Annotated in this window: 14 protein-coding genes and 1 pseudogene; 2 read left to right on the plus strand and 13 right to left on the minus strand. The window is 62.4% G+C overall.

Going from position 1 to position 15,879, the window contains the following annotated elements; translation table 11 throughout:
- The first annotated feature begins 82 nt into the window (after nucleotides 1-82).
- The gene (gene msrB, locus NKI47_RS11555; protein ID WP_352569565.1) at nucleotides 83-487 is read left to right on the plus strand and encodes a peptide-methionine (R)-S-oxide reductase MsrB; all 405 of its coding nucleotides are present in this window, start codon (nucleotides 83-85) and stop codon (nucleotides 485-487) included.
- 3 nt (nucleotides 488-490) lie between these two features.
- Here msrB and NKI47_RS11560 read toward each other — a convergent pair whose 3' ends face one another.
- The 13 genes and pseudogenes from NKI47_RS11560 to NKI47_RS11620 form a co-directional block, all read right to left on the minus strand.
- Nucleotides 491-805, minus strand: coding sequence for a hypothetical protein (locus NKI47_RS11560; RefSeq protein ID WP_023678043.1), 315 nt, complete (start codon nucleotides 803-805; stop codon nucleotides 491-493).
- 66 nt (nucleotides 806-871) lie between these two features.
- Complete coding sequence (locus NKI47_RS11565; RefSeq protein WP_352590031.1) at nucleotides 872-1,312, minus strand: hypothetical protein; 441 nt, start codon at nucleotides 1,310-1,312, stop codon at nucleotides 872-874.
- Nucleotides 1,313-1,373: 61 nt separating this feature from the next.
- Nucleotides 1,374-1,634 carry a DUF2312 domain-containing protein gene (locus tag NKI47_RS11570; protein ID WP_023719653.1) on the minus strand — a complete coding sequence of 87 codons (261 nt, stop codon included), beginning with the start codon at nucleotides 1,632-1,634 and terminating at the stop codon, nucleotides 1,374-1,376.
- Between the two features lie 160 nt (nucleotides 1,635-1,794).
- Nucleotides 1,795-5,253 (minus strand): pyruvate carboxylase, encoded by a 3,459-nt coding sequence (gene pyc / locus NKI47_RS11575; protein WP_352590034.1) that lies wholly within the window; start codon nucleotides 5,251-5,253, stop codon nucleotides 1,795-1,797.
- A gap of 231 nt (nucleotides 5,254-5,484) precedes the next feature.
- Complete coding sequence (locus tag NKI47_RS11580; RefSeq protein ID WP_023678047.1) at nucleotides 5,485-6,615, minus strand: branched-chain amino acid ABC transporter substrate-binding protein; 1,131 nt, start codon at nucleotides 6,613-6,615, stop codon at nucleotides 5,485-5,487.
- Between the two features lie 138 nt (nucleotides 6,616-6,753).
- Entirely contained in the window at nucleotides 6,754-7,101 is a 348-nt protein-coding gene (locus NKI47_RS11585; protein WP_023678048.1) for a DUF6867 family protein, read from the minus strand.
- Nucleotides 7,102-7,120: 19 nt separating this feature from the next.
- Nucleotides 7,121-7,849, minus strand: a complete 729-nt coding sequence (locus tag NKI47_RS11590; RefSeq protein WP_023678049.1) for an ABC transporter ATP-binding protein — start codon at nucleotides 7,847-7,849, stop codon at nucleotides 7,121-7,123.
- Nucleotides 7,850-7,857: 8 nt separating this feature from the next.
- Nucleotides 7,858-9,018, minus strand: a pseudogene (locus tag NKI47_RS11595) (ABC transporter ATP-binding protein); the annotation flags it as partial.
- Nucleotides 9,018-10,646: a high-affinity branched-chain amino acid ABC transporter permease LivM gene (livM, locus tag NKI47_RS11600; protein WP_023678051.1), complete on the minus strand. Its 1,629-nt coding sequence runs from the start codon at nucleotides 10,644-10,646 to the stop codon at nucleotides 9,018-9,020. The gene livM and the pseudogene NKI47_RS11595, both read right to left, overlap by 1 nt.
- Nucleotides 10,647-10,650: 4 nt before the next feature.
- A complete protein-coding gene (locus NKI47_RS11605; protein ID WP_023678052.1) occupies nucleotides 10,651-11,553 on the minus strand; it encodes a branched-chain amino acid ABC transporter permease in 903 nt (300 codons plus the stop codon).
- 333 nt (nucleotides 11,554-11,886) lie between these two features.
- Entirely contained in the window at nucleotides 11,887-12,888 is a 1,002-nt protein-coding gene (locus NKI47_RS11610; RefSeq protein ID WP_023678053.1) for a 4-hydroxyproline epimerase, read from the minus strand.
- Between the two features lie 28 nt (nucleotides 12,889-12,916).
- Nucleotides 12,917-14,167 carry an NAD(P)/FAD-dependent oxidoreductase gene (locus NKI47_RS11615; RefSeq protein ID WP_352590037.1) on the minus strand — a complete coding sequence of 417 codons (1,251 nt, stop codon included), beginning with the start codon at nucleotides 14,165-14,167 and terminating at the stop codon, nucleotides 12,917-12,919.
- A gap of 48 nt (nucleotides 14,168-14,215) precedes the next feature.
- Complete coding sequence (locus NKI47_RS11620; protein ID WP_352590039.1) at nucleotides 14,216-15,109, minus strand: dihydrodipicolinate synthase family protein; 894 nt, start codon at nucleotides 15,107-15,109, stop codon at nucleotides 14,216-14,218.
- 166 nt (nucleotides 15,110-15,275) lie between these two features.
- Between NKI47_RS11620 and NKI47_RS11625 the strand changes: the two genes are divergently transcribed.
- Nucleotides 15,276-15,866 carry a GntR family transcriptional regulator gene (locus NKI47_RS11625; protein ID WP_502895519.1) on the plus strand — a complete coding sequence of 197 codons (591 nt, stop codon included), beginning with the start codon at nucleotides 15,276-15,278 and terminating at the stop codon, nucleotides 15,864-15,866.
- Nucleotides 15,867-15,879: the final 13 nt, after the last annotated feature.

Here is a 15,879-nt window from a genome sequence, read left to right on the forward strand (position 1 = left end):
ACGGGCAAACGCCGTAACAAATGCCTATTTCAGGCGAAGTTGGGAAGGCAACCCAAATAGCGAGATAAGCTAAGAGGAAAAAATGGACAGCCACACCTACCCCGTTACCCGCACCGATGCCGAATGGCGCGCCCGGCTGACGCCCGAGCAATATGCGGTGATGCGCAACCACGGCACCGAGCGGCCGGGAAGCTGCGCCCTGCTGCACGAGAAGCGCGCCGGCACCTTCTCCTGCGTCGGCTGCGACCAGCCCTTGTTTGAATCCAAGCTGAAATTCGAGAGCGGCACCGGTTGGCCGAGCTTCAACGACCCAGTGCCGGGTTCGCTCGAGACCACCGTCGACCGCAGCTATGGCATGGTCCGCACCGAGTGCCATTGCGCCCGCTGCGGCAGCCATCTCGGCCATGTCTTCGACGACGGCCCGCCGCCGACCGGTCTGCGCTATTGCATCAACGGCGTGGCGCTCAAATTCGATCCGGCCGCCTGATCGTCAGGCCACAACCACCAGGATCAGCCACAACGTGGCGCCAAGCGTCATCAGCGAGGCCATGACGCCACTCGATTTTCCGGCAGTTCGCCAAACGGCAAAGGTCAGGAAGATATTGTAGGGCACCGGCGCGAAATGCACCGCCAGGACTAGCGCAAGCGGCAGCTTCAGCCCGAGCAGAATGAGTGCCGCCACCGACGACGCGACGTTGATCGCTGTGCCGACAACGACCAGGTCGCGCCAGAACAGCCGATCGAGCGGCACGCCGCCGAACCAGCGTGAGCGGAAGAAGGCGGCAACGCGCGACATGATCGTCATCGATCCACCGGCTCCCTCGCTCTGCTCACCAGAGCGATTCTAAGGATTGCGTCTGGAAACCCTGCTTTATTCCCGACCCAGAACTTCGGCAATCGCGCGCTCGAAACGTGAGGCTTCCGTCACCAGCCAGTCGGTCATCGCCGGCCAATTGTCCTCGGCAAAACAATTCACCCGCCACATCGAATTGATGCCGAGGCCGTCGCAACTTTGTTCTGGCCTGAGCTTCAGCCTGTCTTCGATGGCCGGCTGGACCGGCTTCAACCGCGACCAGGCTTGCGTGGCACCGAACTTCTCGTTGCGGCCGAAGAAGACGCCGACATGATTCTGCGCAGGCGCGACGTACATGGAAAGGACCAATGCGAAATCGGGCAGCCCACGCTGCCAGAACCACGGTCCGCGCCTCGCCAGCAGAGCCCTTTCATCCGGATGCCGTTCCGCGAACAGCGTCCAGAAGCTGCGTTGGCGGAATTCAGAGGCGCGGCGGGCGCCAAAATCGAATTCGCTCATGGCTGGAATCCATGGTCAGAACCGCTTCTCCCGCGATCGTCTCCGGCGCCGAGGCCGGCCTTTACACCATGCCGAGCGCGGCCTTGTACAGATCGAGAATGGATTCCTCTTCCTGCCGCTCGGCCTGGTCCTTCTTGCGCAGCCGGATGATCGACCGCATCGCCTTGGTGTCGAAGCCGGTGCCCTTGGCCTCTGCGAACACTTCCTTGATGTCGTCGGCAATCGTCTTCTTCTCTTCCTCGAGCCGCTCGATGCGTTCGATGAAGGCGCGCAGCTGGCCGGCGGCAACAGTCTGGCTGGTCTCGGTGATGTCGTCGGCCATAGTCTTCTCTCCGCGTCGTTTCTCGCCGCGACTCGGGGTGACCCGAGCGGCGAATTGCAGCGGTTCGATGCCCGACCGGGCGCGGCGGGTCAAGGTGCTATCGATGCGGCATGAAGGGCTGCTGCCAGGCGCCGACAACTCTCTCTGACGCCGGCCTATTTCACCCGAACGCGATCAGCAGATCCTTGGCATCGATCTGGTCGCCGGCCTTGACCAGCACCTCGGCTATGGTGCCGTCGCGTTCGGCATGCAACGCCGTTTCCATCTTCATCGCTTCGATCGACAGCAGCACGTCACCCGCCTTCACCGGCTGGCCGGCAGCCACCGAAAGCGCCGAGACGACGCCAGGCATCGGCGCGCCGACATGCGCCTCATTGCCCGGCTCCGCCTTGCGCCGTGCCTTGGCGGCGGAGGCGCCATGCGCCCGGTCCGGCACCTTCACCCGGCGCGGCTGCCCGTTGAGCTCGAAGAACACGGTGACCATGCCCTTTTCGTCGACATCGCCCATGGCAAGGCAGCGCACCACCAGCGTCTTGCCTTTTTCGATGTCGACGAAAATCTCGTCTTCCGGCTTCATGCCGTAGAAATAGGTCGGCGTCGGCAGCACGCTGACCGGCCCGTAGGTCTCCTGCGCGGCGGCAAAATCGGAAAACACCTTCGGATACATCAGCCACGACGCGAACTCGAACTCACTGAGCTTGCGCTCGAGCTTTTCCTCGACCTCCGTGCGACTGGCCTTGAGGTCCGCCGGTTTGAGCAGCGAACCCGGCCGCACCGTGATCGGCTTTTCGCCCTTCAGCACCTTCTTCTGCAATGGCTTTGGCCAGCCGCCCGGCGACTGGCCGAGATCGCCGCGCAACATCGACACCACCGAATCCGGGAAGGCGATGTCCCTCGCCGGATTCTCGACGTCGGCGACGGTCAGGTCCTGGCTCACCATCATCAGCGCCATGTCGCCGACGACCTTGGACGACGGCGTCACCTTGACGATGTCGCCGAACATCAGATTGACGTCGTGATAGGTCTGCGCCACTTCGTGCCAGCGTGTCTCCAGCCCGAGCGAGCGCGCCTGTTCCTTGAGGTTGGTGAACTGACCGCCCGGCATTTCGTGCAAATAGACCTCCGATGCCGGCCCCTTCAGGTCGCTTTCGAAGGCTGAATACTGGTTGCGCACCGCCTCCCAGTAGAACGAGATGTTCCTGATCCACTGCGGGTCGAGGCCTGGATCGCGCTCGGTGCCCTTCAGCGCCTCCACGATCGAACCGAGGCACGGCTGCGAGGTGTTGCCGGACAGCGAATCCATCGCCGCGTCGATGGCGTCGACGCCGCTCTCCACCGCCGCCAGCACGGTTGCCGCCGACAGGCCGGATGTGTCGTGGGTGTGGAAGTGGATCGGCAGGTCCGTCGCCTCGCGCAGTGCCTTGAACAGCACGCGGGCAGCGCTCGGCTTTAGAAGCCCAGCCATGTCCTTGACAGCGATGATATGGGCGCCTGCCGCCTGCAATTCCCTGGCCAGGCCGACATAGTATTTCAGATCGTATTTGGCCCGCGCCGGATCGAGTATGTCGCCGGTATAACAGATCGCCGCTTCGATCAGTCTGCCCTCGGCGCCGACCGCATCCATGGCCACGCGCATGTTCTCGACCCAGTTCAGGCAGTCGAAGACCCGGAACAGGTCGATGCCGCCGGCAGCGGCCTGGCGGACGAAATGCTGGACGACATTGTCGGGATAGTTGGTATAGCCAACGCCGTTGGCACCGCGCAGGAGCATCTGCAGCACAAGGTTGGGTGCTGCCTCGCGCACCAGCGACAGCCGCTCCCATGGGTCTTCGGTGAGAAAGCGCATGGCGACGTCGAATGTGGCGCCGCCCCAGCATTCGAGCGACAAAAGCTGTGGCAGCGCGCGCGCATAAGTGCCGGCAATGCCGGCGATGTCATAGGTGCGTACCCTTGTGGCGAGCAGCGACTGATGCCCGTCGCGCATTGTCGTGTCGGTGACCAGCACCTCTCTTTGCTCGCGCATCCACGCGGCGAATTTCTCCGGCCCGAGCACGTCGAGCTTCTGCTTGCTGCCTTGAGGCACATTGCCGTTGAGATATGGCACCACCGGTGGCGCCGCATCGGCCTTTGGCTGCGGCCGGCCGCGCGTCTCGGGATGACCATTGACCGAAACGTCGGCAAGGTAGTTGAGCAGCTTGGTCGCGCGGTCCTGCCGCTTCACACTGGCGAACAGTTCCGGCGTCGTGTCGATGAACTTGGTGGTGTAGGAATTGTCGGCGAAGCTCGAGTGATTGATGATCGCCTCGAGGAACGTGAGGTTGGTCGCCACGCCGCGGATGCGGAACTCGCGCAGCGCCCGGTTCATGCGGGCAATGGTCTCGGCCGGCGTCGGCGCCCATGCCGTCACCTTCTCCAGCAGCGGGTCGTAGAAGCGGGTGATGACCGCGCCCGAATAAGCGGTGCCGCCGTCGAGGCGGATGCCGAAGCCGGTGGCGCCGCGATAGGCGGTGATGCGGCCATAGTCCGGGATGAAATTATGCTCGGGATCTTCGGTAGTGATGCGGCACTGCAGCGCGTGGCCGTTCAGCCTGATGTCCTTTTGCGCCGGCACGCCCGATTCCGCCGTGCCGATGGCAAAGCCGTCGAGGATGTGGATCTGCGCCTTGACGATGTCGATGCCGGTCACCTGTTCGGTGACGGTGTGCTCGACCTGGATGCGCGGATTGACCTCGATGAAATAGAATTTTTCGGTATCGGCATCCTGCAGGAACTCGACTGTGCCGGCGCCGATATAGCTGGTCTCGCGCGCGATCCTCAGCGCGTAGCCGCAAAGCTCCTCGCGCTGTGACATTTCGAGGTAGGGCGCCGGCGCCCGCTCGACCACTTTCTGGTTGCGGCGCTGGATCGAACAATCGCGCTCGAACAGGTGCACGGCGTTGCCATGTGTGTCGCCCAGCACCTGCACCTCGACATGGCGCGCGCGCTCGATCAGCTTTTCGAGATAGACTTCGTCCTTGCCGAAAGCCGCCTTCGCCTCACGCTTGCCTTCCATCACCTCGCGCGCGAGATCGGCCTCGGAGCGGATGGCGCGCATGCCGCGGCCGCCGCCGCCCCAGGACGCCTTGAGCATCACGGGGTAGCCGATCGTCTTGGCGAGTTCCTTTACCGCCGCCATGTCGTCCGGCAAGGGATCGGTAGCGGGAATTACCGGCACACCGACTTCGATTGCGAGATTGCGGGCGGCGACCTTGTTGCCCAGCCTGCGCATCGTATCCGGCTTTGGCCCGATGAAGATGATGCCGGCCTTGGCGCAGGCTTCGGCGAATTCCGGGCTTTCCGACAGCAGGCCGTAGCCCGGATGGATGGCATCGGCGCCCGATAGCCTGGCGACGCGGATAACCTCCTCGATCGACAGATAGCTTTCGATCGGCCCCATATCCCTGGCCAAATGCGGCCCGCGCCCGACCTGGTAGCTTTCGTCGGCCTTGAAGCGATGCAGGGAGTATTTGTCCTCCTCTGCCCAGATCGCCACGGTTTTGAGGCCGAGCTCGTTTGCCGCGCGGAAGACGCGGATGGCTATTTCGGAGCGGTTGGCGACAAGGATCTTCGAGATTGCCAAGGACAGGGCTCCGGACGCGGGGAAGGGGACTGCCGGACATGATTAGCGCGAAAATGCTGCAGTGCAAACAAAATCGAAAAGAGGATTAAACCGATTTAATTTGATCTATCGCGCTGACACATTGCGTGTCGATCCGAAGAACGCCTGGGCAGTTCCGATCCAGGCTTTCGGGAACTCTCATAAAAAATGCCCGGCGCGAGGCGCCGGGCATTCTCATGTAGCAACGTCCGGTTATTTGCCGGGTGCGTTCTCGACATAGGTGTACTTGCCGTCGTCACCCTTCTTCCAGGTGTACATGACGTAGTCAGGACGGGTGATATCGCCCTTCGCGTCGTAGCCGATCTCGCCGATCGCGGTCTTCCAGGGGCCGGCCGACTTGATGGTCTCGGCTACCTTCTGAGCGTCATCGGCTGAACCGGTCTTGGTGATGGCGGCCGCGATGATTTCCATCGCTGCGTAGGAATAGAGGGTATAGGCCTCGGGCTCGAAGCCGGCCGCACGGAACTTCTCGACGAGTTCCTTGGCGTTCGGATTCTTGCGCGGATCCGGAGCGAACGTCATCAGCGTGCCCTCGACGGCGTCGCCGGCGATGGAGGCCAATTCGTTCGACACGATGCCGTCGCCGGACATGAAGGTTGCCTTGAGGCCCTGGTCAGCGAGCTGGCGTATGATCAGGCCGGCTTCGGTGTGCAGGCCGCCATAGTAGACGACCGAGACGCCCGCGTCCTTCATCTTGGCGATGAGGGCCGAGAAATCTTTGTCGCCGACATTGATGCCTTCATACATGGCCTCAGTCACGCCGTTGGCTGCGAGCGCCTTCTTGGTTTCGTCGGCGAGGCCCTGGCCATAAGGCGTCTTGTCATGGATGACAGCGATCTTGGCATCCTTAAAGTTCGCGGCGAGATAGTCGCCAGCGACCTTGCCCTGCTGATCGTCGCGTCCGCAGGTGCGGAAGGTGTTCCACATGCCACGTTCCGTCAACTTCGGATTGGTCGCGGCCGGCGTGATCTCAAGGATGCCGTTCTCGGCGTAGACTTCCGACGCCGGGATCGAGACGCCGGAGTTGAAGTGGCCATCGACGTACTTGACGCCGTCGGCGACGAACTTGTTGGCGACCGAGATGCCTTGCTTGGGATCGGAGACGTCGTCGCCGACTTCAAGCTTGAGCTGCTGGCCAAGAACGCCGCCCGCCGCATTGATATCGGCGACTGCCTGTTCGGCACCCTTCTGAAGCTGGGCGCCGAACGCTGCGTTCGGACCGGTGATCGGACCGGCGACGCCGATCAGGATGTCAGCCCACGCGTTGCCGCTGAACGCGACAAGCGCGGTCAGGGCGACGGCAGACAAAAGTGACTTTTTCATTGAAACGCTCCCATTTACCGAGTGGGCGTGGATGTTGCTTTCATGCGATGCCCACTCTTGCTCGCAGAAAGAGTACTTTGCCGATTTTCAGGCACTTGTCACGCCGATTCATCCCTGAAACGCCGTTAATGATAAATGTCAACCTTTTGGTTTCCAGCTCAAAAGAGAGGCTCTTTCGTAAAGCCAATTATACTGCGTTACCATCTGGTTGGTGCGCGTGTATTGGTAGCCGATGAAGCCCAAGATCATCAGCACAATGGTATCGACGATGTAGTAATGCAGCGAGAACATCGTTCCGCCGAACAGCGCGTGATGAATGAACCTTATGCCGATGCCGAGCCCCAGCATGAAGGCGAACAACTGGGCGAAGCTGCGCCACGTCTGCGCACACGCCTTCCCCGTCATCCACGCCGCCCAGCCGCCGAGCAGGCAGGTGACGAAGAAGAACTGCCAGATCGAGGGTTCCTCATAGAGAATGCCCTGCATGATTGATGTCTCCTGAAACTCAGTGATGGCCGCCTTCGAGATAGGCGGCGCGCACTTCCGGATTGGCGAGCAACTCCTTGCCGGTGCCGCTCATCGTCACATTGCCGTTGACCATGACATAGCCGCGCGTGGCGAGCTTCAGCGCGCCGAAGGCGTTCTGCTCGACCAGGAACACGGTCAGGCCTTGAGTCCGGTTCAACTCGCGGATTGCGTCGAATATCTGCTTGACGATCAGCGGCGCCAGGCCGAGCGACGGCTCGTCGAGCAAAAGCAGCTTCGGCCGCGCCATCAGCGCGCGCCCGATCGACAGCATCTGCTGCTCGCCGCCGGACAGCGTGCCGCCACGCTGGGCAATGCGTTCCTTCAGGCGTGGAAACAGCGTGAACACCTTCTCGACGTCCTCGTCATAATGCTCGAGGTTGTCGAGGCTGGCGCCCATTTGCAGGTTTTCCATCACCGTCATGCGCGGGAAAATGCGGCGCCCTTCCGGCGACTGGGCGATGCGCATGCGCGCGATCTCGTGGGTCGGCAGTTGGGTGATGTCGGTACCGGCGAATGTGATGGTACCCGCGCGGGCGCGGGGAGCACCGAAGATGGTCATCATCAGCGTCGACTTGCCGGCGCCGTTGGCACCGATCAGCGCTACGATCTCACCTTGCTTGACCGTGACATCGACGCCGTTCAGCGCCCTGATGTTGCCGTAGTAGGTCTGGACGCCCTTGATATCGAGCAGCGTTGTACCGGCCATCATTTACGCCCTCCGCGCCGATTGGAGACGCGCGGCGTCTTCGGCTTCACCGGAGCCTTGGTGGCCGGCTTTGCTGCAGAGGATTTCGCGGCAGAAGATTTCGCCGTCGGTTTGGCTTTGGCCTGCGCTGCCGCCTTGCTTGCTGCTGCACTCGACCTCGCATCGAACTGCCCGGCTTTCGAGGCACCTTTCGACACGGTGACGCGCTCGCCCTCGCTGTGGCCGACCGTGTCGGCAACCGGTCCGGCGAGATACGAAGCCGATGTGCCTGGGCCGTGGGCGGCATCCGGGCCCGTATCCAATTGCTCGATGACATCTTCGTCGCCGACTTCGGTGAGCACCGTCTCGACCTCCTCGTCGTCGACGCCAAGATAAGCGGCGATGACGCGCGGGTCGGTCCGCACCGATTGCGGGTTGCCGTCCGAGATTTTGCGCCCGTATTCGAGCACCACGACGTGATCGGAAATCTGCATCACCACCGCCATGTCGTGCTCGATCAAAAGGATCGACGTGCCGGTGTTGTCCTTGATGTCCATCAGCAGCGCATTGAGCCCCGCCGATTCTTTCGGATTGAGACCAGCGGCCGGCTCGTCGAGGCACAGAAGCTCAGGCCCGGTGCACATGGCGCGAGCGATTTCGAGCCGCCGCTGCGCGCCATAGGGCAGATCGCCGGCCGGATCGTCGGCGCGGTCGACAAGGTCGGCCTTCTCCAGCCAGTGCTCGGCCAGTTCAACCGATTCCGCCGAAGCCTGTCTGTAGCCGCTGTAGCCGAACAGGCCGAGAATGGTGTAACCGGAGGCCTTCATCAGCTTGTTGTGCTGAGCGACCAGAAGGTTCTCCAGTAGCGTCATGCCCGAGAACAGGCGGATGTTCTGGAAGGTGCGCGCCACCTTGGCGCGCGCCGGGATCTCATGGTTCGGCAAGCGTTCAAGCAGGAACGTGGAGCCGTCGCGCCGGTTGAGCGTGATCATGCCTTCCGACGGCTTGTAGAAACCGGTGATGCAATTGAACACGGTGGTCTTGCCGGCGCCGTTGGGACCGATCAGGGCGGTGATCTCGCCGCGCTTGGCCTGGAAGGAAAGGTCGCCGATGGCGACGAGACCGCCGAACTTCATCGACAAATGCTCGACCTGCAGGATGGCATTGTTCACGGAGGGGCTCGCGTTCATCAGCCGTGTCCCTCCTTGGTGAAGGACCCAGACACCGCCCTGCGCACCTTGAGGAAAGCTGTCGGCTCGCGGCTGCCGACGAAGCCGCGCGGCTTCCACAGCATGACGATGACCATCGCCATGCCGAACAGCAGCATGCGGTACAGTTCCGGCGTGAAGCCGGACCCGAAACCGGGTATGACCGTAGTGTTGCCCCACCTGAGGCCGGTCTTGAGGAAATCCAGTTCGCGCAGGACTTCGGTGCCGCCGATCATCACCATGGCGGCGACGGCAATGCCGACCAGCGAGCCCATGCCGCCAAGCACGACGATGGCGAGGATGATCGCCGATTCCAGGAAGACGAAGGATTCCGGGCTGACGAAGCCTTGCCGCGCGGCAAAGAACGAGCCAGCGAAGCCGCCGAACATCGCGCCCGTGGCAAAGGCGGTGAGCTTGGTGGTGGTGGTGTTGATGCCGAGCGAACGGCAGGCGATCTCGTCCTCGCGCAGCGCTTCCCAGGCACGGCCGACCGGCATCCGCCTGAGCCTCACGGTGACGAAGGCCGTCAGCAGGCAGAGCCCGAGGATCAAATAGTAGAGGAATATCTTGTAGTAGGCACCCGATTGGGCGATGCCGAGCACCTTCGAGATGTAGTTCGGATCGGAGACGTTGAACGACATCAGGCCGAAGAAAGACACCTTCGGGATGCCGGAAATGCCGGCCGAGCCGTTGGTCACCTCGCGCCAGTTGATGATCACCAGCCTTATGATTTCGCCGAAGGCGAGCGTCACGATCGCCAGATAGTCACCGCGCAAGCGCAGCACCGGGAAGCCTAGCATCACCCCCCAAAACGCAGCCATCAGGCCGGCGGCGGGCAGCAGGATCCAGAAGGAGAGGCCGAAATGCGTGCCGAGCAGCGCATAGGCGTAGGCACCGACGGCGTAGAAGGCGACATAGCCGAGATCGAGCAGGCCGGCCAAGCCGATAACGATATTCAGCCCCCAGGCCAGCATCACGTAGATCAGGATCTGGATGCCGTAATTGTCGACATATTTCAGCGAGCCCTGGAAACCGGCGGCCATCGACCCGGCATATAGCGCCAGCACCAACACCACCACGATCGGGTAGAGCGCCAGTGCAGTTATGCCCAATGCCGAGAAATGAGCATGAATGAAGGCCCGGAAATGATAAATCAGCCAGGCCAGCGCATAGATGATTGCAAGCGCCCGCACGAACCGCACGAAATCGGAAAGTTCCGGCCCTAAGGCGTCGGTCAGAAAGCCGCTGAGCGCGAGCAGAATAACGGCGACGGCGAGCGCCACGATGAACGCGGGAAAGCGGAAGAATCGCGAAGCCAGGCTGACCGGCAGCAGGCCGGTGGCGACGTCGACGATCTTCTGGTTCGCCAGGAAGGGTTGGCCATAGGCGACGTAAAGGAAGCGTCCGGCCATGGTGGCGATCACGACGCCGGCGAGCAAGCCCCAGCGCTGCACCAGGATCAGTTCGTTGGAGATGTTCTGGTCGGTCTTCAGGCCGATGAACAGCACGAACAGGCCAAGCGAGATGGCGCCGGCATAGAGCGCTTCGCGAAAAGCGCGCTGGACCGGGGTGGCGACGACGGTGCTTTCCGGAGACACGGTAACCGCCATGATCTCAGACCTTTTCGACTTCTGGCCGGCCGAGAATGCCGGAAGGCAGGAAGATCAGCACGATCGCCAGGATGGAAAAGGCGGCGACGTCCTTGTAATCGATCGAAAAATAAGCCGACCACATGCTTTCGATGAAGCCAATCATCAGCCCGCCGAGCACGGCGCCGGGCAGTGAGCCGATGCCGCCGAGCACCGCGGCAGTAAATGCCTTCACACCGGGCGTAAAGCCGTCGGAAAACACCACCACACCGTAGTACATCAGGAACAACGTGCCGGCGACGGCGGCAAGGGCGGCGCCCATGATGAAGGTGATCGAGATGGTGCGGTCGACGTCGATGCCAAGCAGTGCGGCCATCTTGCGGTCCTGCTCGCAGGCGCGCTGCGCCCGACCGAGCGAGGTCTTGTTGACCAGGTACCAGAACAGCGCCAGCAGGACTATGGTGACCAGGACGATGATGATCTGCTTCAGCGAGACGCTGATGCCTTCGATGTTGTAGACCTTGGACACCATTGGCGGGACCGGCTTGTTGCGCGGCCCTTGGGTCACCTGGACGAAATTGGACAGCGCAATCGACATGCCAATCGCGGTGATCAGCGGCGCCAGCCGGAATGAACCGCGCAAAGGCCGGTAGGCCACCTTCTCGATCGTCCAATTATACAGGCTGGTCAGCAGCATCGCGACGATCATCATGATCAGCAGCGCAACGACGATCGGCAGCGAATAGAACAACGCACCGAGGATAAGGAAAACGATGAGCGCGGTGAAAGCGCCGATCATGAAAATGTCGCCATGGGCGAAATTGATCATGCCGATGATGCCGTAGACCATCGTATAGCCGATCGCGATCAGCCCATAGATCGATCCCAGCGTCAGCCCATTGATAAGCTGCTGGACAAAATACTGCATGCTGTCGTGGCTCCCCTGGAATGTCGCCCATGCAGACGCATTCCTTTTCGTATTTCCCCTAGTCGTAAAGTTTCGAGCCCGGATTGCAACGTGATTTTTCGATCATTATGCGTGTTTTCGCCGCACGCCGTTCGATTGCCCGTTTTGTTCCCGTCCGCCCCCTGGACCATCGCGGACCCTACCATTGGCCTAACGCAATGTCTTTGACGATTCAATCGCAGCATGCGCTCCATTTCGAAGAAATCGCCGTCAAAATAAGTTGATGAGCGGGATCGTTGCGCCGTTGACGTCAATCCGCTTGCGCTCTCTCTTTCCCTTGCGTCAGTGTTTTTTCTATTTGACGACGAAGCCGTGCGCGAACGGGTCGCGGTCGTCGATGAAGATCGTGTTCAATCCGGTCATTCGTGCCCAGCCGCCGATCGAGGGAATGATTGCCGGCTTGCCGGCGACGGTGACCTCTTCCTCGACCCTGCCCTTGAACAGCGAACCAATGATCGATTCGTGGACGAAGTCGTCGCCAACCCCAAGCTTGCCCTTGGCGTGAAGCTGCGCCATACGCGCCGAGGTGCCGGTGCCGCAGGGCGACCGGTCGATTGCCTTGTCGCCGTAGAAGACGGCGTTGCGGGCATCGGCTTGCGGGTTGGTCGGCGCGCCGGTCCACAATATGTGCGACAGCGTATTGATGCCGGGATTCTCCGGATGCACGAAGGTATATTTTTCGTTGAGCCGCTGCCGCACCACCGGGCTCCAGGCGATCAGTTCGCCGGCCGAATGGTCGGCCATGTCGCGATAGGTCTTTTGCGGTTCGACGATGGCGTAGAAATTGCCGCCATAGGCGACATCGACGCTGATCTCGCCGAGCCCGGGGCATTCGACCGTCAGTGCCTCGGCATAGAGGAAGGAAGGCACATTGGTGATGCGCACCTCCTCGACATAGTCGCCGACTTGGCTGTACTCCGCTACGACCACGCCTGCCGGCGTATCCAGCCTGAGCACGCCCGGTGTCTTCGGCTTGATCAGCCCATGCTCGACGGCAAAAGTTACCGTGCCGATGGTGCCGTGGCCGCACATCGGCAAGCAGCCCGAGGTTTCGATGAACAGGATGGCGATGTCGCAATCTTCACGCGTCGGCGGATAGAGGATCGAGCCGGACATCACGTCATGGCCGCGCGGCTCGAACATCAGCCCGGTGCGGATCCAGTCATATTCGGCCAGGAAATGCGCTCGCCGCTCCATCATCGTTGAGCCCTTGAGCAAAGGCCCACCGCCGGCGACCAGCCGCACCGGATTGCCGCAGGTGTGGCCGTCTATGCAGAAGAAGGAATTCTTGGCCATGCCGGCTCCCAACTGAATGTCTTCGAACTCAAAACCGTTGCAGGCTGAACGGGCCGAGATCGAGCGATGGATTCTGCTCGAGAACGAGCTCGCGGATCAAGCGCCCGGTCGCCGCGGCCTGGGTCAGGCCGAGGTGACCGTGGCCGAAACCATACACCACCGACGGCGTTTGTTGCGATCGCCCGATCACCGGCAGCGAATCCGGCAGCGACGGCCGGAACCCCATCCATTCGCGTCCATTGGCCGGATCCAGTCCCGGCAGGAATTTCTGCGCCTTTTCGAGCAGCGCTTTCGAGCGCGCATAATTGGGCGGCCTCTCAAGGCCGCCGAGTTCGACCGCGCCGCCGACGCGCAGGCCCGTCTCGAGCGGCGTGATGACGAAGCCATGCCCGGAGAAGATCAATTGCCGCTTTACGTCGAAGGCAGTCTTCGGCAACGTCGTGTTGTAGCCACGCTCGGTCTCCAGCGGGATTCCGTCGCCGAGATGTCTCGCCAGCAGATGCGACCAGGCCCCGGCAGCGATGACGACGTGCTTCGCCCGTCGCCGCGTGCCGTCGGCCGTGGTCAAGATCGCGCCGTCCTGTCCCGCCTTGACACGCTCGATCCGGGCCCTTTCGAACCCGGCGCCCAACCTCTCGGCATAGGCCCACAAGGCCTTTCCAAGCAGCTTGGGATCGGCAACGGTTTTCCACCCCGGCACGAACGTTCCCTTGACGAAGCGCGGCGACAGACCGGGCTGCAGGGCTGTGAGAGCGCTCCCCTCGACATGGCTGAAGCCGATGCCGAAGCGCTGCCTTGCCGCCCAGCCGGTCAGCGAGGCCTTGAACTCGGCCTCGCTGTCGTAGAGTTCGAGCGAGCCGTCCTCATGCAGCATCGGCCGTGTGCCGGAGCGGTCGAGCAAGCCCATCCATTCCGCCTCGGCGAGCTTCATCATCCCGGCCTGCGCGGCAAGGCCGGCTTCATAGCGGTCGCTTCGGCCGGCGCGCCAGAAGCGGACCAGCCAGGGCAGCAGCTTCGGCAGATACGCGGGTGGGATGCTGAGCGGGCCGAGCGGGTCGGCGAGCCATTTCGGCAACTGCTTGATCATGCCCTTGTGGGCGAGCGGCAGCACATCGGAGAAGGCAAAGGCAGCGGCATTGCCGGAGCTGGTTTCCTCACAGATCCCCGTCCGATCGATGATCGTGACATTTTGGCCCGCCTCGGCCAGAAAGGCGGCGGCGCAGATGCCGATGATGCCGCCACCAATGATGGCGACATCGAGCGTAGCATTATCATTCATTGCCATGCGCCGCGCTGCACATCTGCAAATGCCTTCAAAGCGACCGGATCAGAATGTCGGCAGCTCTGGCCGCACCGCCAGCGCATCCCTGACGATCTTTTCGACTGCCTTGCGCTGCTCGCCCGACAATGGCTGGCGCGGCATGCGCACGCGGTCGTTGGTGTTGATCGCCAACACTTCGGCGAGCTTGATGTTCTGCACCAGATAGGTCGAGACGTCGAGGTCGAGCAGCGGCCGGAACCAGCGGTAGATCTTCAACGCCTCCTCGCGACGGCCCTGTCTCATCAGCTGGTAAATGGCGACCGTCTCGCGCGGGAACGCGGTGACCAGGCCCGCCACCCAGCCGATAGCGCCGACCGACAGCGCCTCGAAGGCGAGATTGTCAACGCCGGTGAACAAATCGTAGCGGTCGCCGAGGCGGTTGATGATCTCGGTCGAGCGGCGGATATCGTCGGAGGACTCCTTGATGGCGACGAAGCGCTGGTCCTTCGCCAGTTCCTCCATCTGGTCGACGGTGACGTCGACGCGATAGGCAAGCCGGTTGGAGTAGATCATCACCGGCAGGTCGCCGGCCGCGGCGACGGCGCTGAGTGCCGCGACCGTCTCCTCGGCATTGGTATGGTAGATCGGGCTCGGCACCACCATCAAACCGTTGGCGCCTTCCTTGGCGGCGCGGCGCGCGATCGCCGCCGCCTCGCGTGTACCGGCCTCGTTGACCGTCAACAGCACCGGTTTCTTGCCGGCGATCTTCTGCGCGGTCTTCAGCACCGCGATCTTCTCGTCGTGCGACAGCATCGGGCCCTCGCCGAGCGACCCGCAGACGATGATGCCGTCACAGCCGGCCTCCATCTGCAGCGCAAAGCAGCGCTCCATCTCGGCATGGTCGAGGCCGTCGTCCTCGGTGAATTTGGTCGTAACGGCGGGGAAGACTCCGGCCCACATGTCGATCACTCCATCTGATATATCAGCCGTATATTTCTTAAGAAGCCGGCTGTCAACATTGAATCTGATATGATATATCAACAATATATCAGGAGAAGTCGCATTGGTATATGACAGACCGGGCTCCGAGCCGGCGACCGCGAAGGCCTACCGCAGGCTCGAGCACATGATCGTAACTCTCGAACTGGCGCCGGCGAGCTTCATCACCGAGGGGGCGCTGATCGACAGGCTCGGCCTCGGCCGCACCCCGGTTCGCGAAGCAATCCAGCGGCTGGCCTGGGAGGGGCTGCTCGAGGTCCGGCCGCGCGCCGGCATCGCCATCGCGCCGCTCCACCCCGGCGACTGGCTGCGTGTCCTCGACGCCCGCCGTGGCGTCGAGGTGGTGCTTGCCCGCTCGGCCGCCCGCTTCGTTACCCGCGAGGCCGCCGACCTGTTCCATGACGCTGCCCTTGCCATGCAAAAGGCGGTGATTTCGGAAAATGTGTTCTACTTCATCCAGGCCGACAAGGCGCTCGACGAGGCGCTGGCGCTGGCTGCCGACAACCCGTTCGCCGCGCGCCTGGCGGCACCCTTGCAAACCCACAGCCGCCGCTTCTGGTTTCGCTACAAGGCCGATACCGGCTTGGCCGAATCCGCCGAGCACCATGTCGCGCTGATCCGCTCGATCCTCGCCGGCGACGAAGAGGCCGCGGCCAAGGACGCCAAGCGGCTGATGGCGCTTTTGCGCGGCCATGCCGAGGCGGCTGCTACGCGCTGAGCCTGCCATTTCG

Source organism: Mesorhizobium sp. M0633, from assembly GCF_040320645.1.
Lineage (GTDB): Bacteria > Pseudomonadota > Alphaproteobacteria > Rhizobiales > Rhizobiaceae > Mesorhizobium.

Coding starts and splice junctions, on each gene's coding strand:
- NKI47_RS11610 (WP_023678053.1), bottom strand. CDS start 12,888: ATGGCCAAGAATTCCTTCTTCTGCATAGACGGCCACACCTGCGGCAAT.
- msrB (WP_352569565.1), top strand. CDS start 83: ATGGACAGCCACACCTACCCCGTTACCCGCACCGATGCCGAATGGCGC.
- NKI47_RS11580 (WP_023678047.1), bottom strand. CDS start 6,615: ATGAAAAAGTCACTTTTGTCTGCCGTCGCCCTGACCGCGCTTGTCGCG.
- NKI47_RS11560 (WP_023678043.1), bottom strand. CDS start 805: ATGACGATCATGTCGCGCGTTGCCGCCTTCTTCCGCTCACGCTGGTTC.
- livM (WP_023678051.1), bottom strand. CDS start 10,646: ATGGCGGTTACCGTGTCTCCGGAAAGCACCGTCGTCGCCACCCCGGTC.
- NKI47_RS11590 (WP_023678049.1), bottom strand. CDS start 7,849: ATGGCCGGTACAACGCTGCTCGATATCAAGGGCGTCCAGACCTACTAC.
- NKI47_RS11625 (WP_502895519.1), top strand. CDS start 15,276: ATGATCGTAACTCTCGAACTGGCGCCGGCGAGCTTCATCACCGAGGGG.
- NKI47_RS11565 (WP_352590031.1), bottom strand. CDS start 1,312: ATGAGCGAATTCGATTTTGGCGCCCGCCGCGCCTCTGAATTCCGCCAA.
- NKI47_RS11615 (WP_352590037.1), bottom strand. CDS start 14,167: ATGAATGATAATGCTACGCTCGATGTCGCCATCATTGGTGGCGGCATC.
- NKI47_RS11585 (WP_023678048.1), bottom strand. CDS start 7,101: ATGCAGGGCATTCTCTATGAGGAACCCTCGATCTGGCAGTTCTTCTTC.
- NKI47_RS11570 (WP_023719653.1), bottom strand. CDS start 1,634: ATGGCCGACGACATCACCGAGACCAGCCAGACTGTTGCCGCCGGCCAG.
- NKI47_RS11605 (WP_023678052.1), bottom strand. CDS start 11,553: ATGCAGTATTTTGTCCAGCAGCTTATCAATGGGCTGACGCTGGGATCG.
- NKI47_RS11620 (WP_352590039.1), bottom strand. CDS start 15,109: ATGTGGGCCGGAGTCTTCCCCGCCGTTACGACCAAATTCACCGAGGAC.